19 protein-coding genes are annotated in these 22,464 nt (G+C 67.7%); 3 read left to right on the top strand and 16 right to left on the bottom strand.

Going from position 1 to position 22,464, the window contains the following annotated elements:
• Positions 1-16: 16 nt before the first annotated feature.
• The 14 genes from AC1RJ5_RS19925 to cyoA all read right to left on the bottom strand — a co-directional run bounded on the left by AC1RJ5_RS19925 (position 17) and on the right by cyoA (position 16,201).
• Positions 17-1,165: a glycosyltransferase family 2 protein gene (locus AC1RJ5_RS19925; RefSeq protein WP_493115289.1), complete on the bottom strand. Its 1,149-nt coding sequence runs from the start codon at positions 1,163-1,165 to the stop codon at positions 17-19.
• Between the two features lie 266 nt (positions 1,166-1,431).
• Complete coding sequence (locus tag AC1RJ5_RS19920) at positions 1,432-3,816, bottom strand: TonB-dependent receptor (protein ID WP_493115287.1); 2,385 nt, start codon at positions 3,814-3,816, stop codon at positions 1,432-1,434.
• Positions 3,803-4,756, bottom strand: a complete 954-nt coding sequence (locus AC1RJ5_RS19915) for a FecR family protein (RefSeq protein ID WP_260396190.1) — start codon at positions 4,754-4,756, stop codon at positions 3,803-3,805. The genes AC1RJ5_RS19920 and AC1RJ5_RS19915 overlap by 14 nt, the downstream gene beginning before the upstream one ends.
• A 33-nt stretch (positions 4,757-4,789) precedes the next feature.
• Positions 4,790-5,302: an RNA polymerase sigma factor gene (locus tag AC1RJ5_RS19910; protein ID WP_269576219.1), complete on the bottom strand. Its 513-nt coding sequence runs from the start codon at positions 5,300-5,302 to the stop codon at positions 4,790-4,792.
• 82 nt (positions 5,303-5,384) lie between these two features.
• Positions 5,385-6,977 (bottom strand): ArnT family glycosyltransferase, encoded by a 1,593-nt coding sequence (locus AC1RJ5_RS19905; RefSeq protein ID WP_493115284.1) that lies wholly within the window; start codon positions 6,975-6,977, stop codon positions 5,385-5,387.
• 119 nt (positions 6,978-7,096) lie between these two features.
• On the bottom strand, positions 7,097-7,504 hold the full coding sequence (locus tag AC1RJ5_RS19900; RefSeq protein WP_269576221.1) for a hypothetical protein: 408 nt from the start codon (positions 7,502-7,504) through the stop codon (positions 7,097-7,099).
• A gap of 102 nt (positions 7,505-7,606) precedes the next feature.
• A complete protein-coding gene (locus tag AC1RJ5_RS19895) occupies positions 7,607-9,202 on the bottom strand; it encodes a SulP family inorganic anion transporter (protein WP_493115282.1) in 1,596 nt (531 codons plus the stop codon).
• A gap of 284 nt (positions 9,203-9,486) precedes the next feature.
• A complete protein-coding gene (locus AC1RJ5_RS19890; RefSeq protein ID WP_269576223.1) occupies positions 9,487-10,020 on the bottom strand; it encodes a response regulator transcription factor in 534 nt (177 codons plus the stop codon).
• Positions 10,017-11,306, bottom strand: coding sequence for an ATP-binding protein (locus tag AC1RJ5_RS19885; protein ID WP_342250753.1), 1,290 nt, complete (start codon positions 11,304-11,306; stop codon positions 10,017-10,019). The genes AC1RJ5_RS19890 and AC1RJ5_RS19885 overlap by 4 nt, the downstream gene beginning before the upstream one ends.
• Positions 11,303-11,965, bottom strand: coding sequence for an SURF1 family protein (locus tag AC1RJ5_RS19880; protein WP_342250763.1), 663 nt, complete (start codon positions 11,963-11,965; stop codon positions 11,303-11,305). Before AC1RJ5_RS19880 ends, AC1RJ5_RS19885 begins: the two co-directional genes overlap by 4 nt.
• Before the next feature lie 44 nt (positions 11,966-12,009).
• A complete protein-coding gene (cyoD, locus tag AC1RJ5_RS19875) occupies positions 12,010-12,381 on the bottom strand; it encodes a cytochrome o ubiquinol oxidase subunit IV (RefSeq protein WP_269576224.1) in 372 nt (123 codons plus the stop codon).
• Complete coding sequence (gene cyoC / locus AC1RJ5_RS19870) at positions 12,378-13,007, bottom strand: cytochrome o ubiquinol oxidase subunit III (protein WP_269576225.1); 630 nt, start codon at positions 13,005-13,007, stop codon at positions 12,378-12,380. Before cyoC ends, cyoD begins: the two co-directional genes overlap by 4 nt.
• 3 nt (positions 13,008-13,010) lie before the next feature.
• The gene (gene cyoB, locus AC1RJ5_RS19865) at positions 13,011-15,011 is read right to left on the bottom strand and encodes a cytochrome o ubiquinol oxidase subunit I (protein WP_493115278.1); all 2,001 of its coding nucleotides are present in this window, start codon (positions 15,009-15,011) and stop codon (positions 13,011-13,013) included.
• A gap of 14 nt (positions 15,012-15,025) precedes the next feature.
• A complete protein-coding gene (gene cyoA, locus AC1RJ5_RS19860) occupies positions 15,026-16,201 on the bottom strand; it encodes a ubiquinol oxidase subunit II (RefSeq protein WP_493115277.1) in 1,176 nt (391 codons plus the stop codon).
• Between the two features lie 165 nt (positions 16,202-16,366).
• Here cyoA and AC1RJ5_RS19855 point away from each other — a divergent pair, with 165 nt between their 5' ends.
• On the top strand, positions 16,367-17,692 hold the full coding sequence (locus AC1RJ5_RS19855; protein WP_269576227.1) for an MFS transporter: 1,326 nt from the start codon (positions 16,367-16,369) through the stop codon (positions 17,690-17,692).
• A 96-nt stretch (positions 17,693-17,788) separates the two neighbouring features.
• Here AC1RJ5_RS19855 and AC1RJ5_RS19850 read toward each other — a convergent pair whose 3' ends face one another.
• On the bottom strand, positions 17,789-18,253 hold the full coding sequence (locus tag AC1RJ5_RS19850; RefSeq protein ID WP_493115276.1) for a DUF3617 family protein: 465 nt from the start codon (positions 18,251-18,253) through the stop codon (positions 17,789-17,791).
• The gene (locus tag AC1RJ5_RS19845) at positions 18,247-18,576 is read right to left on the bottom strand and encodes a hypothetical protein (protein ID WP_493115275.1); all 330 of its coding nucleotides are present in this window, start codon (positions 18,574-18,576) and stop codon (positions 18,247-18,249) included. The genes AC1RJ5_RS19850 and AC1RJ5_RS19845 overlap by 7 nt, the downstream gene beginning before the upstream one ends.
• Positions 18,577-18,929: 353 nt before the next feature.
• Here AC1RJ5_RS19845 and AC1RJ5_RS19840 point away from each other — a divergent pair, with 353 nt between their 5' ends.
• On the top strand, positions 18,930-19,664 hold the full coding sequence (locus AC1RJ5_RS19840; protein WP_493115274.1) for an EF-hand domain-containing protein: 735 nt from the start codon (positions 18,930-18,932) through the stop codon (positions 19,662-19,664).
• 7 nt (positions 19,665-19,671) lie between these two features.
• Positions 19,672-22,278: a TonB-dependent receptor plug domain-containing protein gene (locus tag AC1RJ5_RS19835; protein ID WP_493115273.1), complete on the top strand. Its 2,607-nt coding sequence runs from the start codon at positions 19,672-19,674 to the stop codon at positions 22,276-22,278.
• Positions 22,279-22,464 lie beyond the last annotated feature (186 nt).

The following is a 22,464-nucleotide window of genomic DNA, read 5'->3' as shown; positions in this document are numbered from 1 at the left end:
ACGGATACGTGGGTGGTCAGTACCGCCCCCACACGAAACGCGACGAGAGCGCGAAGTTCCAAACCGCCGCCACGCCGATCCCGGCCAGCGCCGACAGGCGCCAGTCGCCATGCTGGACATTGTGGAGGAACGCCGCGACGCCGACATTGGCCGCCGCGCCCGCGCCGCACACCACGCAGAAGCTGGCCCAGCCGCGCAGCAGCCTGGCCGCGCCCTTCAGCCTTTGCTCGCGATAGGTCAGCGCGTTGTTGAGGAAGAAGTTGAAGGTCATCGCGCCCAGCACCGCGAACATCGTCGCACCGACGAACGACCATCCGAGCCCGCAGAACAACGCAGAGAGCACCGCGAAATGCACCGCCGCACCCAGCGCACCGATGCCGGAGAACATCACGAAGCGCACCGGCACGACCTTGCCGAACATCCGGTCATAGAGCGCGATCAGATATTCCATCGCCACGACATGATCGAGCTTGGACTCGCCCAGCGCCCGGGTGCGGAACACATAGGGCAGCTCGACGAACTTCAACGGCCGCGGCGAGGCGGTCATGATGTCGAGCAGGATCTTGAAGCCGATCGCCGAGAGCCTGGGCACTAGGTCGCGCACCACGCCGGCGCGGATCATGAAGAAGCCGCTCATCGGATCGGAGAGATCGGCCTTGAGCACCTTGCGGGAGAGCCTGGTCGCGAAGGCCGACTTGGCCACCCGGTCCTCATCCCACTCGCCGGTGCCGCCGCCATCGACGAAGCGCGAACCGATCGCCACGTCGAGGTTCTGGTCACGCTCCAGCGCATCGAGCATCTGGGGCAGCAGCGTCTCGTCATGCTGCAGGTCGCCGTCGATCACCGCGACGAAGGGCGCCGAAGTGGCGCACATGCCCTCGATACAGGCCGAGGAGAGCCCGCGCCGGCCGATCCGCTGGATCACCCGCACCCGCATGTCCTTGCGACCGAGCGCACGTGCCGCATCGGCGGTACCGTCCGGACTGTTGTCGTCGACGAAGATCACCTCCCAGCTCCGCCCTTTCAGCGCGGCGTCGAGCTTGTCGATCAGCAGCGGCACATTGGCCCGCTCGTTGAAGGTAGGGATGACCACGGCAAGTTCGAGATCGGCGCCGGGTGCGATGCGCGCGAAACGCGCAATCTCGCCGTCGAGGAAGAGCTTCATGCGATCCCTTTTCTGGGCCCTTGAATTGGGCCCCGGGAGGGGCGCGCCGGGGCACAGATACGCAATGGCGCGCCCCTCCCGGGGGTTCGAGACAGCGAATGCGGTGCCGGGGGACGACTAAGCATTCCTGCCTCGGGGGCATGGTTGAGACGGAGCCCCTGTGGCGATCCCGCAACGCTTTTCAAAAAAATTAGGCAAAGATTACGGGACTCGCTTTTTCCGTTCTCCGGCGAAAGCCAGGGCCCAGCGTTTCTCCGCCGTAAAGACTAGAACCCCAGCTCAACCCCAAGCCGCACGGTGCGGGGGCGCAGCGGGGTGATCTGCTTCTCGTCGCGGATCAGCAGCGGTGATCCCAGCGCGAAGCGGTTGCCGCGGGTATCGAGCAGATTGGTCGCCGACAGGGTGATCGCTCGCCGGCCACGCTCCAGTCGCAGCTCCATGCCGGTATCGACATAGTCGCCCTGCGGCTTGCCCAGCACCGGCCCGATGCCCAGCGTCGAGCGCCCGACATAGCGCAGATAGCTGCTCGCCGAGAATTCGGTCTCGCCGCCCAGCGCGGTGCGATAGGCGGCGCCCAGCCGCCCGCTCGCATCGGCGACATTGGGCAGCCGGTTGAAGTCGGACGGTCCCTCGGCGAGCGGGAACACAGCCGCGGAAGGGTCGGTCACCTTCGAAGCGTTCAGATAGAGCGAACCGTCCAGGTCCAGCCCCGGCAGCGGCCGCCATCGCACCGCCATCCCCAGCGACAGCACCCGCCCGTCGCCGATGTTCGACGTGGTCGGGAAACCATAGCCGTCGATCAGGTCGGCCTGAATGCTGGTCCACCAGGTCATCGATGCGCTGGTCGATACGCTCAGCCCATCGGCGGTGTAGCGCGTGCCCGCCTCGACCGTGGAAAGCCGGTCGCCCTGGAAACGCTGGATCAGGTCGCGCCGTACCGCCAGGCCGCCGGGGCGGAAGCCCTGCTCGAAGCGGCCGAACACAGTGAGCCCGTCGAACGGGCGATAGGCGATCGCGGCCGAGGGCAGCAGCCGCGTCTCGGTGCGCGCCGCCTTCGCACGTGGATCGGCGCGGAAGGCGAAGAAACGGTCCGCGTCCTGCGCATTGCCGGTCAGGTGCGAGCGCGTCAGCCGCCCGCCCGCGGTGATCGTCACCCCGCGTACCGGCTCCACCGTGCCCTCGCCGTAGAGCGTCGCCTCGTCCACGGTGTTGCGCACGCCGGTCAGCGCCGCGCGCATCGACCCATAGCTGCGGTTCACCCGGCCGCGATTCTCGAGGAAACTGACCCCGATCAGCCATCCGGTACCGCGCGGGCCGCGCCGTGACAGCCGCGTCTCCGAGGTGATCATGCTCACCCGGTTGATTTGCTGATAGCCGATCAGCGGGGAGTTCAGCGCGGGCAATGGGAAACCCTGGTTGACGTCGTCGACCGAGGCACCGGCAAAGACTTCGGAGACATATTGCCGGGCATAGGCACCGGCCGTGCTCAACTCGATATCGCCCCAGCGCTTGCGGGCGACCAGCTCGGCCAGCCAGAAGTCATTCTGGAACGGCTGGGCGATCGGGCTCCTCCGGCTCAGGCCATCGCCCTTGCCGTCCGAATATTGCGCGTCATTGCCCTTGATGCTCTGGCCGACGCCGCCCACGTCGATCGTCCAGCCATCGACTTCCCAGCGCAAGGCCGCACGGCCACCGGTGGTGCGCACGCTGTTGACGTCAGCCAGCCCGCGCTCGCGGTCGTCGATATAGCCGCCGTCGCGCGAACTGAATGCCAGCGCGCGGAAGGCCAGCTCGCCTTCCTTGATCGGCATGTTGACGATGCCACCCACGTCCCAGCTCGGGTCGCCATGCTGGGTGAGCGAGCCGCCGCCCCAGACCTGGCCGCCACTTGCCCAGAAGTCAGGCGCGCGCGGCACCACGCGGACCACGCCGCCCAGCGATCCCGCGCCATAGAGCGTGCCCTGCGGCCCCTCGAGCACTTCTACCCGGCCGATGTCGTACAGCTTCAGGTCGGGATCGGGCGCACTGTAGGTGATCCGGCTGTTGCCCCAATATTGGCCAACAGTCGCCTGGGTCGGCCCGACAAAGCTCGAATCCGCGATGCCGCGGATGAACAGCTTGTTGCGCCCCGGCCCGAGGTGGGTGGAAGCGAGGCTGGCGACGCGGTTGGCGATGACATCGCTGCCCTTGCCGCCTTCGGAGACCGGGATGTCCTCGCCCTCGACGATCTGCACGCCGCCCGGATAGGCCTTGAGCGGCACATCGCGCTTGCTGCCGGTGACCAGGATCTCGGCCGGCGGCGCATCGGGCTCCTCGCGGGGCGGTGGCGGCGGCGCCGGACGATGCCGCACCGGCGGGGCGCGTTCGATCAGCCAGGTGCCGGGGGCAACGCGGCGCGCGCGCGCGCCGGTGCCGCGCAGCATCTCGGCCAGCGCGCCATCGACACTGTGCTTGCCCTTGATCGGCCGCACCGTGATGCCGCCCAATGCGGGCTCGCGCAGGCCGATGCTGCTGCCGGTCTGCTTGCCGAGGGTGAACACCGCGGCATCGAGCCGTCCGGCAGGCACGGAGACGCTATGCCGCTTCTCCTGCGCAAGCGCAGGCGAAGCCGCCAGCAAAGCGATCGGGAGGATCAGCTTAGTGCGGTGCACCGTCGATCGCGTCCAGCATCCATCCATTGCCCGCACGGGTCGCACGGGTACCGGTCAGCGCGGCGATGCGCTCGACCACGGCTCCCGGACCGCCCTGGGTAGAGATCGTGCCCGTGAACGGAATGGCTTCCGTTCCCTTCCCCACCCGCACCTTGACGCCCAGGTTGCGGGAGAGATCGGCGGCGACGCGCTCGAGCGTCGCATTGCGATAAACGAGCTGCCCACCGCGCCACGCCCCGATATCGGTGACGATGGTCCGGCTGACTTCGGGGCGGCCGCTGCCGGCAACGCTCAGCGAGTCGCCTGGGCTCAGCCGCACCGCTTCGGCCTGGGGCTGGTAGATCACCGCGCCCTCGGCCACCGAGACGCGCAACCCGGTCTCGTCGCGCACCACATTGAACACGGTGCCGGCATCCTGCAGCGTGACGCCGCCGGTCTTGACGATGAACGGGTTGGCGGCGTCGTGCCGTACTTCGAACAGCGCCTCGCCCTCGATCAGTTCGGCGCTGCGCTTGTCGAGCACCGCCACGCGGGTGGCGCCGTTCAGCACCATCCTCGATCCGTCGGCCAGCGCGACTTCGCGGCGCTCGCCGGCGCGCGTGGCATATTCATGCCCGCCGGGACCGCTGCCCAGGCTGGACCAGCCGACCACCACCGCCAGCGCGGCGGCGACCGCGCCGCCCGAGATCAGGAACAGCCGCCGTGGCGCACGCGGCGCCACCGGTTCGGCCTCAGGCACCACCACCGGCGCCGGCGCCAGCTGGAACAGCCCCGCCATCGCCTCATCGGCGTCGAGTGCCTGATTATAGGCCTGCAAGTGCGCGGGATCGCGCTCCAGCCAATCGGCGAAAGCGTCCCAATCGGCGAAAGCCGAGTCTTGCAGCCGGATCACCCACCCCCGGGCGTCCTCTGCAAGAAGTTCCGAAACCTGCCCGTTCATGCCCACCTCAACCCGAGGACGGAGTCGATGCGATCATTCCGCATCGAACCGGTCCTTCAGCTGGGCGAGGGCGCGGTACGCTTTCTGCAGATCCTTTTCCACCGAGCTCAAGCTTATCCCCAATTCCCGAGCGATCGCTGCCTGGCCGAGCCCCTCCAGCCGGTAGCGACGGAAAACCTGATCGACTCGCGGCCCAAGTGCAAGCAGCGTCGTCTCCGCCTCGCGCAATCGCTCGCGCGCGATCAGCACGCGCTCGCCCTGCGGCGCGTGATCGCTGGCCGCAAGGTCCTGCCATTCATGCTGGCGCCGCCCGCGACTCAGGTTGGCGCGCTGGCGATCGCGCAGCACATTCTCGGCGGCGCGGAACAGATAGGAGATCGGATCGGAGACCGGGCGCGCCTCGGCGCCCGAGATCTTGTGCCACAGGTCCTGCAGCACATCCTCGGCATCGTCGCCCGCCCCGCGCGCAGCGAGGAAGCGCAGCAGCCGCGGCCGCTCGTCCTCGAGCACGCGCTGCAAGCCGCTGATCGACGAAGTGGCAGTCATGCCCGAAGCCAAAGCATTGCGCGCTTCTCTTGCCAAGCCTTGGCTGCGAGATGGCGCAATTGCGGCAGCGGAAAGGAGGAGCTCAGGCACCCGCCCGCCGCCGATAGACGATACGGCTGCGGCTCCCCACCGGCACTTCCAGCGCCGGCGCATAGTCGCGCGCCAGCAGCGCGGTCATGTAATCGAGCACTTCGGGGCTCAGGTCGCGGTCGGGCCGGGTGCTGGCGACGACGAATTCGGGCCGCGCCGCCATGATCCGCTTCACCTCGGCCATCGGATCGGCGCCTATCGCGCGCGATTCGCGGGTGAGGCTCAGATGGCTCGGGAACGGCCAGCGCGTCGGCAGGCAGCTGCCGGTCAGCCGGTAGAGCGCCGGTTCCCCGTCGAACACGTACAGGCAATCGCGCAGCTGCGGCCGGATATAGTCCGCCATCCGCTCGACCTGCGGGCCCCAGCCCCGGTCACGGCGATTGTCGTTGACGATGTTGAGCGAGATCGTGGCGATCAGCGCCATCATCGCCACGCCCGCCGGGATCCGCCAACGCGTCCGCCCCGATGCGAGCACCAGCCCCGCCGCCCCGTCGCCGAACCAGGCGGCGGCCAGCACGCAGAGCGGCGCGATCAGCGGCAGCGCATAATGGTCGAAAAAGGTGCCGAAGAGCAGCACGCCGCCGATCGCCGCGATCGCCCAGCCGTCGAGCAGCTTGCGGACATCCTCGCTCACCGGCCGCGCCATGCCGCGCCCCAGCCATGCCGCAATCCCGAGCGGCGCGAGCAAGAGCGCCATCCAGCCCAGCCGCTTGAGCACGATGCCGGTGCCGTCCGAGCTGCGCTCGAGGATCGACAGGAAATTGGCCTGCACGAACGCGTCGCCCTGCCCGATCGCGGCATACCAGCCCCAGGCCACCAGCGTCGGCAGCAGCGCCGCGGCGATCCAGGCCGTGCCCATCGCGAACAGCCGGCCTCTCCGGACCCCGCGCTGCGCGGCGAACCAAAGCAGCGCGAGCCCGAAGAACACACCTTCGAACAGCGCGGTGTACTTCACCTGCATCGCCGCGCCGATCAGCAGCATCACGGCCAGCCCGCCGGCGAAGCCCAGCCAGTCGAAGCCTGGGCGACGCACGATACCGGTCATCGCCCAGGCCGCGAGCGCGACGAACAGATTGTAGAAGACCGGCGACTGGCCGGCCTCGCCGCCGAATATGCCGAGATAGAGGATATAGACCACGCCCGCCGCCGCCGCGCCGTGCGGCCCGGCCAGGTTGCGGGCGATCCGCGCGATGACGAAGGCCGTGGCCACCGCGAACAGCGTCGCCACCAGCTGATATGCCAGCACGCCTTCCCCGCCGAGCAGGCGGATCGCGGCATAGATCAGGAACAGCCCGATTGGCTTGCGGTCCCAGATGTCGACATAGGGCAGCGCCCCATGGAGCATCCGGTCGCCGGTCAGCAGGTAGAATTCGTCATCGACCTGGACGACGGGATTGCCGAACTGCGCAGCCCGCGCGACGATCGCGACGACCAGCAGCAGCGCGGCCAGCAGGGCCGGGTTGCTCGCCCACACCCGCGTCGCCGCTGCCACCCGTGCCGTCCAGGGCAGATGCCCGGGCTCGACCAGCCGCAATGGCCGGTGGCGGGGCGCGTCGAGCAGGGTGCGGGCTGGGACGTGCTGCATACTCAACCTGAAAACTGGGTTCAGGTCGAGACGGAGCTACGGCGCCGATCCCGCAAGGCGATCGCGACCAAACGGCACTCCTGAACGATGGAGCGCCGGTTCGATCGGCGATCAGCTCCTCAGCTGCGCGGCGGCTTCGGGTAGGGCACGAAATCGCCCAGACCCACCCAGCCGGTAACCGAGCGCAGGCCGGTGTCGTACAGCCGCACCGTGTCGATCCGGCAGAGCTGGCTCAGCGTCGTCTCGGTGACGAGCACGTCGGTCCAGTCGAGCGTCTGCGCACCGCTCCGGGGGCGGTTCACATATTTCACGCCGTTGTTCATCTCGTAGATGATCGCGGTCCCGTCGATGATCTTCGACGAGCGGATGTCGCGCAGGTTGATGCAATCCACCGGCTTGCCGGCAGTACGCCCGGCGACCGCCTTGGCGATCTCGGCCTCGCCGTCCTTCTGCCCGGCCGCGGCGGCCGGCATGGCCAGCCCGGCCAGCAAGGCGGCGCCGAGAAGCTTGATCGAAATCCTGTTCATGGCACTGTCCTTTCGAGCCCCCATGATCCGATGACGGAGCATATAAGCACGATCCGCATCCGGGTCATCGGCTCGCCGGGCGATTTTGTGTCGCAATCGGTATCATTGCTCCAGCCGCCGCACCGAATCGGCAACGCTGTAGTCGCTCCGCTCCACCACCCCCGGTGCGCCCGCAGCATGCAGCAGGTCGCGCACCCGGTCGTGCACCCGCGCATAATGGACGCGCAGCCCCTTCGCCCCCATCCCCCGATCGAACTCGAGCAGCGCGTCGAGCGCCGTGCTGTCGATATCGATGCTCTCCTCCAGGCTGATCACCACCGCGCGCAGGTCCGGCTCGGCCAGGGTCCGCCGCGCGATCTCGGCGAGCATCCGCTCGGCATTGGCGAAGAACAAAGGCGCCGCCGGCCGCCAGATCGCGATTCCGGCGGGCATCACCGCGTCGTGGTGGCGATAGGCATCGACGAAGTCATGGCTCTCCCCCAGCCGCCCCAGTCGCGCCAGGCGGGCATTGCCGAAGCGCTGCACCAGCGCCGCGAGCGAGAGCAGGATCGCGCAGAGCATGCCGTCAAGCACGCCGAGCACCAGCACGCCCAGCGCGGCGGCGAGCGCGATATACTGGTCGCGGTTGAGCCCCCAGAGCCGCAGGATCGGCCGCGGATCGAGCGAATGGGTCAGCGCCGCGATCACCACTGCCGCCAGCACCGGCTGGGGCAGCAGCGCGACCAGCGGCATCGCGAACAGCACCAGCGCGCCCAGCGCCAGCGCCGCCGCCGTGCCGGCCAGTCGCGAGCGTGCGCCCGACGCCTCGTTCGCCGCGCTGGCGGAGAGTCCCGCCCCCACCGGCATCCCCTGCACCAGCGCCGACGCGAGATTGGCCAGCCCCAGCGCGCGCAGCTCGCGGCCGGAATCGAGCAGGTCGCCGTGGCGCAGCGCCAGCGTCCGCATCGTCCCCCAGCTCTCGGCCAGCAGGATCAGCGCCAGCGGCACCGCGACCTGCGCCGCTTCCAGCAGCATCGCCGGTGAGTAGGCCGGTATCGTCGCCCTCTCCGGCATCAGCGCGATGTGCCCCACCGTCGCCACGCCATGTGCCTGGAGTTCGAGCAGTCCGGAGGCCGCGACGCCCGAGACCAGCACGATCAGCGCCGCCGGTACGCCGGGCCAGCGCCGCAGCACCAGCAGCGTCGCCAGCGCGGCCAGCCCCACCGCCAGGCTCGGCACATGCCAGTGCGGTACGGCCCGCAGCACGGCGAAGCCGGTATCGAACAGACTCCCGCTCGGCGCGTGCACGCCCGCCAGCACCGGTAGCTGCTTGACGCTGATCGTGATCGCCAGTCCGAAGGCGAAGCCGCGGAGCACCGGATGCGAGATGAATCCGGTCAGCCCGCCCAGCCGGAACGCCCATGCCAGCAGGAACAGCAGCCCGGCCAGCGCCACCGCCATCATCAGGAACAGCGCACGCATTCCCTCGCCGCCCGGCACCGCAGCCAGCGAAGCGGCAAGGATCGCCGCGGAGGAGGACGTCGCCGATACGATCGCGAACCGGCTCCGCCCGACCAGCGCATAGACGAGCGTGCCGACCAGCGCCGCCAGGATCGCATGCCCCGGCGCCATGCCCGCGATCCCGGCATAGGCCACCGCCTCGGGCAGCATCAGCCCGGCAACCGCGAGGCCGGCGACGATATCGGCACGAATCTTCAAATGGCCCCTCCCGGAGCCCCACCTCTGCGCCCGCTTGCGATGGATGGGAAGCCGCCCGCCTCTCTCCTTCCGTCATGCTGAATCTGTTTCAGCATCGAACTCTCCATAAGCGACACCGCCAGACCCTGAAGCAAGTTCAGGGTGACGAAGATATTTGAGGTCGTCGGAATTCCCCTTCGGTTCCCCGGCGAAAGCCGGGGCCCAGAGTAACAGGCGACACGGCAGAGAAACCCTCGTCCCCGACCTTCGCCGGGGAACTGCTTGGGTTGTACGTCATCAAAACCCTAGCGAAGCTGCCGCTTCTCCAGCTTCCGCGCCAGCGTCCGCCGGTGCATCCCCAGCCGCCGGGCGGTCTCGGAGATGTTGAAGTCCGTCTCCACCAAAGTCTGGTGGATATGCTCCCATTCCACCGTCTTGATCGACGAGGGCCGGCTGGCGATCTGCGCGTCCGGATCGCCTTCCTCCCGGCCGAACGCCGCCTCGATATCGTCGGTGTTGGAGGGCTTGGCGAGATAATAGGAAGCGCCCAGCTTGATCGCCTCCACCGCGGTGGCGATGCTGGCGAAGCCGGTCAGCACGACGATCTTCATCCCCGCATCGGTGGCGCGCAGGCTCTGGACGCAGGCCAGGCCCGAGGCCCCGCCCAGCTTGAGATCGACCACCGCATAGCCGGGGTGGAAATTCTCCAGCAGCACGGTCAGGTCCTCATGGCTCGCCGCAGCCTCGACGATATAGCCGCGCCGTTCGAACGAGCGTCGCAGCGTCCGGGCAAAGGCCTCGTCATCCTCGACGATCAGCAGCTTGCGGATTGCGCTCATGCCTGTTCCTCCCCGGGGCGGGCGATCGCGTCAAGCGGCAGGCGGATGCGCACCACCGCCCCGCTGCCCGGAAGATTCTCCGCGCTTGCCGTGCCCCCCAGCTTGCGCAGCACGTTGACGAGCAGGAACAGCCCCAGCCCGCCGCCCGGCTTGCCCTTGCTCGATCGATAGGGCTGGCCGAAGCCGGCGAGCATCTCGGGCGCGAAGCCCGGTCCCTCGTCGGCGATGTCGATCACCAGGTCGTCATGGTCGCGCAGCGCGGTGATGCCGATCCAGTCGGAAACCTCCGCCGCGTTGTCGATCACGTTGCTCAATACTTGGCGAAGCCCCGGATCGGAGACGATCGCCAAGTCCGGTTCGAAATGATCGGCATAGTCGAGCGTGCCGGTCAGCCGGCTTGCCCGCCAGTCCGCGACCAGCGAGTCGAGAAACTGCCGCACGGTAGTGAATTCCGAGGAAAGGCCGCGCGCCTCGCCCGCCGAGGCCAGGATGCCGCTGACGATCGTCTTGCAGCGCGCCACCTCGGCCTGCATGTCGGCCACGTCCTGCGCCAGGTCCCGGTCGCCGGCGATGCGCGGCATGCGCTGCCAGTCGCCCAAGATCACCGAGAGCGAGGAGAGCGGCGTGCCCAGTTCGTGCGCCGCCCCGGTGGCGAGCAGGCCCATGCGGACGATGTGATCCTCCTCGGCGGCGCGCTGGCGGATCTCGGCGCGCTCGGCATCGCCGTCGCGCAGGTTGCGGGCGATGCGGGTGATCAGCGAGACCAGCAGCACCGCGATCAACGCGAAGCAGATCAGGCTGCCCGCCAGATAGAGCCGGAAGGGGTCGTTGACGCCGGTCGGCAGGTCGAGCGGCACCGGATTTATCGCGATGCCGAACACCGCCAGGCTGGTCGCGCCGACGATCAGCCAGCTCGATCCCGGCTGGAGCAGCATCGCCCCGGTCACGACCTGGAGCAGGAACAGCGAGGCGAAGGGGTTGGCGAGGCCGCCGGTGAAGTGGAGCTGCCAGGCGAGCGCCGCGACGTCCGCCAGCATCGCCAGGGTCAGCTCCCAGTTGGTGATCGCCGCGCGCCGGTCCAGCAGCGGATAGGTCGCCAGGTTGATGCCGATCAGCACCAGCGGGGCGATGAACAGCGGGACCAGCGGCAGCTTCACGCCCATCACGAAATGGACAAAGCCGATCGTGCCCAGCTGGCCACCGACAGCGATCCAGCGCAGCTGCACGAGCAGCCACATGTTGCGCCGGCCGGGGTCGGTATCCTCCTGCCCCCGGGCGTGGATCACTGGGCGCTTCCCCGCCGCCAGCCGATGAACCAGGCGCCCCACAGCGCCATCGCGCACAGCCCGAACCAGGTCAGGGCGTAGACCAGGTGATTGTCGGGGAACTTGACCACGGTCAGCCCACCCACCGGCCAGCCGCCCGGATTGGGCGTGGCATCCGCGTCGATGAAATAGGGTGCGACCTGTCCGAGCCCATGGGCGCTGGCGATAGCCGCGACGTCGCGCGAATACCAGCGATTGGCCCTGGGGTCGTTTGCGCGGAGGAACCCGCCGCCGGGCTCGGTGACACGCAACAGCCCGGTCACCTGCAGATAGCCGGGCCCGGCGGGAACCTTGTCGCGCATCGCGTCGGGGATGAAGCCGCGATTGACCAGCAGGGTGAAATCGCGGGTCTTGAGCGGGGTCATCACCCAATAGCCCGAACCGCGTTCGGTCACCGCCTTCACCAGCGTGGCGCGGTCGTTGAGGAGAGTGCCGGTGGCGGTGACGCGGCGATAGGCGTCGGTCCTGGCGGTGATCGCGCTCCAGGCGCCGGGCCCGGGCGCCGCTGCGGGCGTGCCGTGCGCACGGCTCTCGACCGCGGCAATCAGCTCATGTTTCCAGACGCGGCGCTCGAGCTGCCAGATGCCCAGCCCCGCCAGCAGCCCCGCGCAGACGAGCATCGCAACCGCGATGCCCCATCTGACGCGGGGCCGGGGTTCATCGTTCACGGAAGCTGGCTCGGATCGACCATCGGCATCATGTTCGCGTTGAGGTGGTACATCACCCACAGCGAACCCGAGAGCATGATCACCACGACGATGATCGTGAACAGCAGCGCGGTCATCGTCCAGCCACCCTCGGCCTTGGGCTTGAGGTGGAGGAAATAGACCATGTGGACCACGATCTGGACCATCGCGAACGCCATGATCGCCGCGGCGGTGACGCCGTTCGAGAACGGGCGTTCCATGACGAGGTAGAACGGGATCGCGGTCAGGATGACCGAAAGCACGAAGCCGATGACATAGTCGCGCATCGAACCGTGCGGGATCTCGACGCCGTGGCCGTGATCCCCGTGGTCATGGGTGTCGTGGCTCATCGCAGCATTCCCATCAGATAGACAAAGGTGAAGACGCCGATCCAGATGACGTCGAGGAAGTGCCAGAACAGGCTCAGGCAGGCCAGGCGGCGCTGGTTGGCGGCGGTCAGGCCGAAGCGGCTCACCTGCACCATCAGCGTGATCAGCCAGATCGAGCCGAAGGTGACGTGCAGGCCGTGCGTGCCGACCAGGGTGAAGAAGCTCGACAGGAACGCGCTGCGCCACGGGCCTGCGCCCTCATGGATCAGCTCGCTGAACTCGTAGAGCTCGATGCCCAGGAAGCAGCCGCCGAACACCAGCGTGATCGCCAGCCACACCAGCACTTGCGTCTTGTTGCCCTTCGCCATGCCGAGCATCGCGAAGCCATAGGTGATCGACGAGAACAGCAGCATCGCCGTGTTCAGCGCGACGAGCGGCAGGTCGAACAGGTCCTTCGGCCCCGGGCCGCCGGCGAAGTTGCCGCCGAGCACGGCGTAGCAGGCGAACAGGATCGCGAAGATGAGGCAGTCGCTCATCAGGTAGATCCAGAAGCCCAGCATCGTGCTGTAGCCTTCCGGGTGCGGATGCTCGTCCAGGTCGTAGAAGCGGACCGGTTCGTCCGCGGCGGGAATCGTCGTGGTGCTCATCGATCAGGCTCCGGCGAGCTGGCGCGTGCGCGCAGCCTCGGTCTCGGCAACGACTTCGGCGGGAATGTCGAAATCGCGCTTGTAGTTGAAGGTATGGAAGATCGCGCCGCCGATCAGCGCCACGAAGCTCACGCCGACCAGCCACCAGATGTGCCAGATCAGCGCGAAGCCGATCAGGGTGCTGATGCCGGCGAGGATCACGCCCGCGCCGGTGTTGCTCGGCATGTGGATGTCCTTGAAGCCGGTGAGCGGACGCTCGCAGCCGCGGCTCTTCATGTCGTACCAGGCATCCAGGTCGTGGATGACGGGCGTGAACGCGAAGTTGTACTCCGGCGGCGGCGATGAGGTCGCCCACTCCAGGGTACGGCCGTTCCACGGATCGCCGGTCACGTCCTTCAGCTCCTCGCGCTTCCAGATGCTCACCGCGAACTGGACCAGCATCGCGCCGATGCCGGCGGCGATCAGGGCAGCGCCGAGCGCCGCGACGACGAAGAAGATCTGCAGGCTGGGGTCGTCGAACACCCGCATGCGGCGGGTCACGCCCATCAGGCCCATGATGTAGAGCGGCAGGAAAGCGAGCCAGAAGCCGGGGACCCAGCACCAGAAGCTCACCTTGCCCCAGAAGGTGTTCAGCTTGAAGCCGAAGGCCTTGGGCCACCAGAAGTTGATCGCCGCGAACAGGCCGAACAGCACGCCGCCGATGATCACGTTGTGGAAGTGCGCGATCAGGAACAGCGAGTTGTGCAGCACGAAGTCGGCAGGCGGGATGGCGAGCATCACGCCGGTCATGCCGCCGATCGCGAAGGTCAGCATGAACGCGACGGTCCACATCATGGGCAGCTCGAAGCGGATGCGGCCGCGATACATGGTGAACAGCCAGTTGAAGATCTTGGCGCCCGTCGGGATCGAGATGACCATCGTCGTGATGCCGAAGAAGCTGTTGACGCTGGCGCCCGAGCCCATGGTGAAGAAGTGGTGCAGCCACACGAGGTACGACAGGATCGTGATGACGATCGTGGCATAGACCATCGACGAATAGCCGAACAGCTTCTTGCCCGAGAAGGTCGAGGTGACTTCCGAGAACACGCCGAACAGCGGCAGGATCAGGATGTAGACCTCCGGGTGACCCCAGATCCAGATCAGGTTCACGTACATCATGGCGCTGCCGCCGAAGTCGTTCGTGAAGAAGTTGGTGTGGGCGTAGCGGTCAAGACCGAGCAGCGCGAGCACTGCGGTCAGCACCGGGAAGGACGCGACGATCAGCACGTTGGTGCAGAGCGAGGTCCAAGTGAACACCGGCATCTTCATCAGGGTCATGCCGGGCGCGCGGAGCTTGAGGATCGTCACGATCAGGTTGATGCCCGAAAGTGTCGTGCCCACGCCCGCGACCTGCAGCGCCCATAGATAATAGTCGACGCCGACCCCGGGGCTGTAGAGGATCCCCGAAAGCGGCGGATAGGCCAGCCAGCCGGTCTGGGCGAACTCGCCGACGAACAGCGAGGCCATCACCAGCACCGCGCCGCCGGTCGTCATCCAGAAGCTGAAATTGTTCAGGAACGGGAACGACACGTCGCGCGCGCCGATCTGCAGCGGCACGATGTAGTTCATTAGGCCGGTGACGAACGGCATCGCCACGAAGAAGATCATGATCACGCCGTGGGCGGTGAACACCTGGTCGAAGTGGTGCGCGTTCAGGTATCCCTCGGACCCGTTGAACGCGAGCGCCTGCTGGAGGCGCATCATCAGCGCGTCGGCGAAGCCGCGCAGGAACATCACGAGGCCCAGGATCATGTACATGATCCCGATCTTCTTGTGGTCGACACTGGTGAACCAGTTCTTCCACAGATAGCCCCAGAGCTTGAAATAGGTGAGCGCGGCGACGAGGCCGATGCCGCCAAGGGCGACGCCACAGAAGGTCGCCACGACGATCGGCTCGTGCAGCGGCAGCGCGTCGAGCGACAGCTTGCCCAGGATAGGGCTAACGGGTGCGGGTTGCGGGATCATAATCTGCTTCGCGATCAGGAAAGAGGACGCGGCCGGGTTTCGGACGCAACGCTGGGAGCGGTCGGGGTCGGCGCGCCCGAAGGCTGCTTCAGGCCGGCGCCGGCGAGCGGTGCCTGCCTGATCGGCTTGGGCTGGGCGCGGACGGCGACGTCCATCTTGTCGGCGCAGATCTCGCCGACGAAGCTCTTGCCGCCATGCATGTGAGTGCCGGTGGCGCTGGTCTTGTCCTCGACGTGGCGGACATTGTGCAGCCCGGCCTTGCCCATGCCGCCCTCGGCATCGAGCGCCATCATCTGGTGCATGCACATCTTGCCCGGCTGCACGCACAGGTTGGTCACCCGATCGAACAGCCCGGTCTCCACCGCGGCGAAGCGGCGCACCGGATCGCCCTCGCTCGGGCGCTCCAGCTGGAGATAGGCCGCGCGGTCCAGGTTGCCGCCGGCCTTCTTGGCTTCGGCCACCCAGGCGTCGAACCCGGCCTGGTCCACGCTGTGCGCCTTGAAGCGCATCTTCGAGAAGCCATGACCGCTATAATTTGCCGAGAAGCCCTGGAAGACGCCGGTCTTGTCAAACACGGCATTCAGCGGGGTCTCCATCGCCGGCATCGCGTAGATCTGGCCGGCCAGCGCGGGGATGTAGAAGGAGTTCATCACCGACGAGGCCGAGATCCGGAAGCGGATCGGGCGGCCCACCGGAGCGGCCATCTCGTTGACCGTGGCGATGCCCTGCTCGGGATAGATGAACAGCCACTTCCAGTCGAGCGCGACGACCTGGACCTCAAGCGGCTTCACATTGGCCGCCACCGGCTGGTTCGGGCCCGTGCGCGCCAGCGGGCGGTACGGATCGAGCAGGTGGGTGCTCACCCAGGTGATCGCGCCAAGGCAGATGATGATGAGCAGCGGGGCCGACCAGATCACCAGTTCCAGGCCGGTCGAGTGATCCCAGTCCGGCTCGTAATGCGCTTCCTTGTTCGACTCGCGATAGCGCCAGGCGAACAGGACGACGAGCGCCATCACCGGGATGATGATCAGCAGCATCAGCAGCGTCGACACGATCACCAGGTCACCCTGTTGACGGGCGACATCGCCGGCGGGGTTGAGCACGACCATGTCGCATCCGCACAACAGCGCGAAAGCCGGCAGGGTCAGCAGCGCACGGAGGCGTGCGGAGAGCGGACGGGGTCTAGGCATGGCGGGCGCCTAGGCCCCCGATGTTGCACCGCACATAGGACATTTTGTCCAATCCCTGCGTTGTCTGCTATGGCGCAAGAGCGCCGCGCCGGGGCTATCTTAGCCCCCTTAACGGCATTATGAAACGCGCTTGCGCTGCGCGTGTTGCAGGAAAGTTCGAACTCGATGAGCGGTGAACCCGTCCCCACCCTTACCGCCGAGCGGGATGCCCGCGCGCTGCACAGCGACGGCCATGCCATCCATCCCGGCGAGATCGCCATCGGCGTGATCATCGGGCGCACGTCCGAGTTCTTCGATTTCTTCGTCTACGCCATCGCCTCGGTGCTGGTCTTCCCGAAGCTGATCTTCCCGTTCCTCGATCCGCTGCAGGGCACGCTCTGGTCGTTCGCGATCTTCGCGCTCGCCTTCATCACCCGTCCGGTCGGTACGCTGATCTTCACCGCCGTCGACCGCGCCTATGGCCGCGGCGCCAAGCTGACGATCGCGCTGTTCCTGCTCGGCGGCTCGACCGCTTCGATCGCCTTCCTGCCCGGCTATGCCGAGGTCGGCCTCGCCGCGCCGCTCCTGCTCGCGCTGTTCCGCATGGGCCAGGGCGTGGCACTGGGCGGCACCTGGGATGGCCTCGCCTCGCTGCTCGCGATCAACGCACCGAGCGACAAGCGCGGCTGGTATGCGATGATCCCGCAGCTCGGCGCGCCGCTCGGCCTGTTCGTGGCCAGCCTGCTCTTCGCCTTCTTCATCGCTGCCCTGCCGGCCGAGGACTTCCTCGCCTGGGGCTGGCGCTATCCCTTCTTCGTCGCCTTCGCGATCAACGTGGTGGCGCTGTTCGCCCGCCTGCGCATCGTGGTGACGCCGGAATATGCCCGCCTGTTCGAAGACCGCGAGCTCGAGCCCGCGCCGATCTCCGAGACGGTCAGCGCCGACTGGCGGATCATCGTGATGGGCGCCTTCGCCCCGCTCGCCAGCTTCGCCATGTTCCACATGGTCACCGTGTTCCCGCTCTCCTGGGTGTTCCTCTACACCGAGAACAGCCCGGTCGACTTCCTGGTGATCGAAGCGGTCGCTGCGATCGTCGGCACCATCGCGATCGTCATCTCGGGCAGCCTGGCCGATCGTGTCGGCCGCCGTACCCTGCTCGGCAGCTCGGCCGTCGCGATCGCGGTGTTCAGCGGCTTCGCCCCGCAGCTCCTCTCCTCGGGCGAGGCGGGCGAGATCGTGTTCATGCTGTTCGGCTTCGCGCTGCTCGGCATCTCGTTCGGCCAGTCGTCGGGCGCGCTGTCGTCGATGTTCACCAAGTCGCACCGCTACACGGGCTCGTCGCTCACCTCGGACCTCGCCTGGCTGTTCGGCGCCGCCTTCGCGCCGCTGATCGCCCTGTGGCTGGGCGCCGAGTTCGGCCTGCTCGCCGCCGGAGCCTATCTCCTCTCCGGCGCGATCGGCACCCTGGTGGCGCTCTGGTTCAACCGCGAGCTCGCCAAGAACATCGACTGATCGATCCGGTCAGCGAAAAAAAGGAGCCGGCAACCCCAGGAGTCGCCGGCTCTTTTTGTTTCGCATCCCGGGAAGGGAGGATCGGCAAGTCTCAAGTCACCCTTCGCCCTTCCCGCAATCGGCCGACACGAACGTGCCCGTCTCGCGGTTCTTCATCGTCATCATCTCGCCATTGTGCTCGAAGGTCATCACGGCATCGACGGTGAAGCTCGTCGCGGTGTAGCTGCCCCTGTACACCATCCTGCCCTTGGACGGACCCGTCGCCTCGAGATCCACCGTACCGCCCGAGGCGCGGTTGCGCACGATCTTCCAGCCCGGCTGCAGGTCCTTGACCGCGATATACTGGCCCGCGGCGATGATCTCATTGGTGATGCAGCGTTCTTCCTCGCCCCCGCCATCGCCGGTCTGGACGATCTTGTAGAGCCCCGAACGCAGCGAGCCCGGCGCTCCCTGCCCCCGCTGCTCCGCGCCGGCAGCCGTATTGGCGACGCCCTGCCCGCCGCATGCGCCCAGCAGCCACGGCAACACCAGCGCGACCCGAAGGAAACCCGTCTTCAGCACTGCGGCGTCTCCACCGCGTCGGACGAGCCGCTCGGCTGGCTGGCCGCAACGTCGATCGCCGTGCTGGCCGCCGCATTGGCGATATAGGAATTGCCGCCCACCTTGCCGGCCAGGCCGCCGACCAGGCCCGAATTGCGGGCGGCGCGCAGCAGTCCGCCAAGGCCAAGGCCCTTCTTCTTTTTCTTCGGCTTGCATTCGGGCACCGCCGGCGCGGCTTCGGCCGGGGCGGCCTGCTGGGTCTGGGGCACGTCCTGGATACCGGCCTGGGCCGGCACCGCGAGCAGCATCGCCGCGCAGGACGCGGCCGCCATCATCTTCCTCATCACATCGTCTCCTTGAACAGGGCGGACGTGCGAGGAGCCACCAGGGAAGACGGAGGACACGCAGGGCCGCGTCGGGCAGAGGTGCGCGCCACCTCCCCCGCGCGGAACGATTCTGCGACCGGCATCCGCTTGGACGCGACCAAGCCGCCATATGGCCGCGACGGGAGCAGGCCTGGCGCGGCATCGTCATGCTCACAGGGCACCGCGAAGTTGATCCGTTCAGCTTCCATGGGCTGACGCAGCGCCAGTTTCTCCGCGTTGCAACAAATCGAAATTCCCGCGTGCACCGGGCGGCCGAGAGCGGCTGCGAGACGGTTTGCACGGGGGACGTGATGCAAGGATCTAAACAAGGCGTGGTGCGCACCCTCCTATTGGGTGCGGCGCTGGCCGTGGCGGCGCCGGCCTATGCCCAGATGGGCCCCGGCAGCGGCGGTGGCGGCTTTCCCGGCGGCGGCGGCGGGCCCGGCGGCCGTGGCGGCCCTCCCGGCGGTGGTCCGGGTGGCGGGCGTCCCAAAATGATGAAGCCGGTCAAGCGCGAGAAGCTCGACAAGGTCGTCACCGAAATGTTCAGGACCGCCGACAAGAATGGCGACGGGCTGGTCACCTTCGAGGAGCTCAAGACCGTGATCGAGGCGCGGCGCGACGCGCGGATCAAGGCGCGGTTCGAGCGGATCGACACCGATCATAACGGATCGCTGAGCGCCGCCGAGTTCTTCGCCTGGCAGCACGACATGGGCTCGGTCGCCTCGGCCGAGCATCAGCCGGTCGCCGAGATTGGCGGGCCGGTCTCCGAGAGCATCATGCCGGACCTGGACGAGGATGACATGGCGCTGCGCCGGCTGGTCGAGCCGCTCAACGCAATGGTGATCGTCAACGCCAACACCAATTACGACAATGGCGTCTCGCTCGACGAACTGCTCGCCTATGAGCGCAAGAAGTTCGACGCGGCCGATGCCGATCATGACGGCGCGCTGACGATGGAGGAGCTGCGCAGCCTCGAGCCGCGCGACCGTGACGGACCGGGCGGTCCGGGTGGATCCGGCGGTTTTGGCGGCCCGATGGGCCGTCCGCCGCGCGGAGAAGAATGAGCCCGTCATGACGCAGATCAGGATGAAGCTGCTCGCGGGCGTGGCGCTGGCCGTGCTCGCCCCGGCGGCGCACGCCCAGACCCAGGCACCGCCCAGGCAGGACAACCCCGCTCCCAAGCAGGGCGAGGACGACATCGTCGTCACCGGCAAGGCCCCGCCGGGATCGGTGATCGGCGACATTCCGCCGGAGAACCGGCTCGGCCAGGCCGATATCGCCGCCTATGGCGTGGGCACGGTGAGCGAGTTGCTCGACGCGATCGCCGAGCAGACTGCGAGCGCGCAGGGCCGCGACGACGAGGGCCCGGTGGTGCTGGTCAACGGCAAGCGTATCTCGGGCGTCAACGAAGTCTCGGATCTGCCGACGGAATCGATCGTCCGCGTCGATATCCTGCCCGAGGAAGTCGCGCTCAAATATGGCTATGACGCACAGCGCAAGGTGGTGAATATCATCCTTCGCCGGCGCTTCGAAGGGCGCGTCGCCAACCTGGCCGGCGGGCTCGCGACCGAGGGCCAGGGCGAGAATGGGAGCGGCGACTTCACCTATACCCGCATCCGCGACAATGACCGGGTCAACATCGCCGGGCGGGCCAAGTCGACCGCCTCGCTGCTCGAGAGCGAGCGCGACCTGGTGCCGGCGAGCACAGCGGCCGACGGCACGGACGACCGGGGCTATCGCACGCTCAAGCCCGCTACGCGGAGCTATGGGCTGAACGCCAATGTCGCCCACCAGCTGGGCGCGAAGACCAATCTCTCGGTCAACCTGCGCGGGGACTATACGAGCAGCGACGGGCTGAACGGCCTGCCGCTTGGCACCTCGAACTTCCTCTCGGACGATCCCCTGCGCCAGGACAGCCGAACCACGACCGTGGGTGGCGGGGTGACGCTCAACCACGACCTGAGCAGGCGCTGGCGGCTGTCGGCGGTGGCGAGCTACAGCCATGCCGACACGCGGCGGGATACCGATCGCGCGGACAGCGGCATGATCGGCACCGACCGGGCCAGTTCGCTGACCGATACCGGCAATGCCAGCCTGCTGGTCAACGGCAAGCTGCTCGCTTTGCCCGCCGGCGATACCGCGGTGAGCGTGCGACTGGGGGGTGATTTCAGTTCGCTGAGCACCCGGAGCACGCTGGGCGGCACAGCCACATCGGGCGACAGCAGCCGGACCAATGCGGGCGGGCAGATCAGCCTCGACCTGCCGCTGGCCAGCCGCGCCAAGGGCGTGCTGCCGTTCCTCGGCAAGCTGACCGCGAACCTCAATGGCGGGGTCACCCAGGTCTCCGACTATGGGACGCTCGGCACCTTTGGCTACGGGCTCAACTGGACCCCGGTCACGGGGTTGAGCCTGATCGCGGCGGTGAACGAGGACCGGGTGGCCCCCACCCTCGCCCAGCGCGGCGACGCGGTGGTGATCACCGACAATGTCCGCGCCTATGACTATGCCACCGGCCAGACGGTGACGGTCAGCCGGATCTCGGGCGGCAACCCGCTGCTCAAGGCCGATGACCGCCACGTGGTCAAGCTGGGACTGACCGCCAAGCCCTGGACCAAGCTCAATCTGAGCTTCACCGCCAACTACAACAACAGCCGTACCGAGAATGCTATCCTCAGCATCGCCGACGGCTCGGCGGCGCTGGAAGAGGCATTTCCCGAGCATTTCGAACGGGATGCCGCCGGCCAGCTGACCAGTATCGACACCCGCGCAGTCAACATCGCCCGCGAGGATCGCGAGCAGCTGCGCTGGGGCATCAACTTCACCCAGGTGCTGCGCGCACCCAAGCGACCGACGCCTCCTCCGGGCTTCCGGCCGCCATGGATGCGCGACCGGCCCGAGGGCGGACGGCCGAACGGGGAAACCCGCTACGACCGTCCGCCCGAGGGCACCGATCCCGAGCATCGCGATGGCCCGCCGCCCGGCGAGGACGGCGACATCGTGGTCAATGGCCGCGAACTGCGCGACCCCAGCGGGCCCGGCCGGCCGGGCGGGTTCGACGGGCCGCCGGACGGATTCGGTCCGCCCCCGGGAGGTCCGCCGCCCGAAGGCTTCGGACCGCCTCCCCCGGGCGGACCGGGCGGGTTCGGGCCGCCACCGCCGGGCGGTTTCCGCGGTGGGCCGGGAGGGCCTGGCGGCGGAGGCAGCGACAATGGCGCACGGCTGCAATTCTCGCTCTACCACAGCGTGATCCTGAAGGATGAAATCGTGCTGCGCGAGGGACTTGCGCCGATCGACCTGATGGACGGCGGGACGCTGGGCGGCACCCCGCGGGCGCGGCACAATGTGCAACTCAACACCGGTGTGATCGACAATGGCGTGGGCGTGCGCCTGTCGGGGAGCTGGAAGAGCGCGGCCGAGGTGACCGGCACGTCACCGGCCGGGGATTTGCGCTTCGGGGCGCTGGCGACTTTCGAGCTTCGGGTCTTCGCCAACCTGGCCAACCGCTTCCGCGGCAAGGACTGGGCGCGCGGGACAAGGGTGAGCCTGTCGATCGCCAACCTGCTGAACACGCGACAGAAAGTGACCGACGCCAGCGGGGCAACCCCGCTTGCGTATCAGGGGGCCTATCTCGATCCCGAAGGGCGGACACTGCTGCTTTCGGTGCGGCGGATTTTCTAGCCTTGCGTCGCCCCGGGCTTGCCCCGGCCCCGGCTTAAGGCCGGGGTGACGCGCTAGTTGGGGCACGCTCTCTCCCATCCCCTTCCATTCCCCGAAGTGACCAAAGGTTGCGCGGGTCGGCCTTTCCCGGTCACAACATTCACTCATGAGTGAATTAGTGTTGCAAGCCCTCCGGCTTTGCGGCAT

The organism is Sphingomonas sp. GW822-FHT03G08, assembly GCF_058801135.1.
The sequence above is the reverse complement of the archived record's forward strand: the minus strand, read 5'-3'. Positions and strand labels throughout refer to the sequence as shown.

Excerpts from the sequence above, each read along its gene's own strand:
- AC1RJ5_RS19905 (WP_493115284.1), bottom strand. The coding sequence starts at position 6,977 with ATGCAGCACGTCCCAGCCCGCACCCTGCTCGACGCGCCCCGCCACCGG.
- AC1RJ5_RS19915 (WP_260396190.1), bottom strand. The coding sequence starts at position 4,756 with ATGAACGGGCAGGTTTCGGAACTTCTTGCAGAGGACGCCCGGGGGTGG.
- AC1RJ5_RS19845 (WP_493115275.1), bottom strand. The coding sequence starts at position 18,576 with ATGAGGAAGATGATGGCGGCCGCGTCCTGCGCGGCGATGCTGCTCGCG.
- cyoA (WP_493115277.1), bottom strand. The coding sequence starts at position 16,201 with ATGCCTAGACCCCGTCCGCTCTCCGCACGCCTCCGTGCGCTGCTGACC.
- AC1RJ5_RS19855 (WP_269576227.1), top strand. The coding sequence starts at position 16,367 with ATGAGCGGTGAACCCGTCCCCACCCTTACCGCCGAGCGGGATGCCCGC.
- AC1RJ5_RS19925 (WP_493115289.1), bottom strand. The coding sequence starts at position 1,165 with ATGAAGCTCTTCCTCGACGGCGAGATTGCGCGTTTCGCGCGCATCGCA.
- AC1RJ5_RS19880 (WP_342250763.1), bottom strand. The coding sequence starts at position 11,965 with ATGCTCGTCTGCGCGGGGCTGCTGGCGGGGCTGGGCATCTGGCAGCTC.
- AC1RJ5_RS19910 (WP_269576219.1), bottom strand. The coding sequence starts at position 5,302 with ATGACTGCCACTTCGTCGATCAGCGGCTTGCAGCGCGTGCTCGAGGAC.
- AC1RJ5_RS19900 (WP_269576221.1), bottom strand. The coding sequence starts at position 7,504 with ATGAACAGGATTTCGATCAAGCTTCTCGGCGCCGCCTTGCTGGCCGGG.
- cyoB (WP_493115278.1), bottom strand. The coding sequence starts at position 15,011 with ATGATCCCGCAACCCGCACCCGTTAGCCCTATCCTGGGCAAGCTGTCG.
- AC1RJ5_RS19890 (WP_269576223.1), bottom strand. The coding sequence starts at position 10,020 with ATGAGCGCAATCCGCAAGCTGCTGATCGTCGAGGATGACGAGGCCTTT.
- cyoD (WP_269576224.1), bottom strand. The coding sequence starts at position 12,381 with ATGAGCCACGACACCCATGACCACGGGGATCACGGCCACGGCGTCGAG.
- AC1RJ5_RS19835 (WP_493115273.1), top strand. The coding sequence starts at position 19,672 with ATGACGCAGATCAGGATGAAGCTGCTCGCGGGCGTGGCGCTGGCCGTG.
- cyoC (WP_269576225.1), bottom strand. The coding sequence starts at position 13,007 with ATGAGCACCACGACGATTCCCGCCGCGGACGAACCGGTCCGCTTCTAC.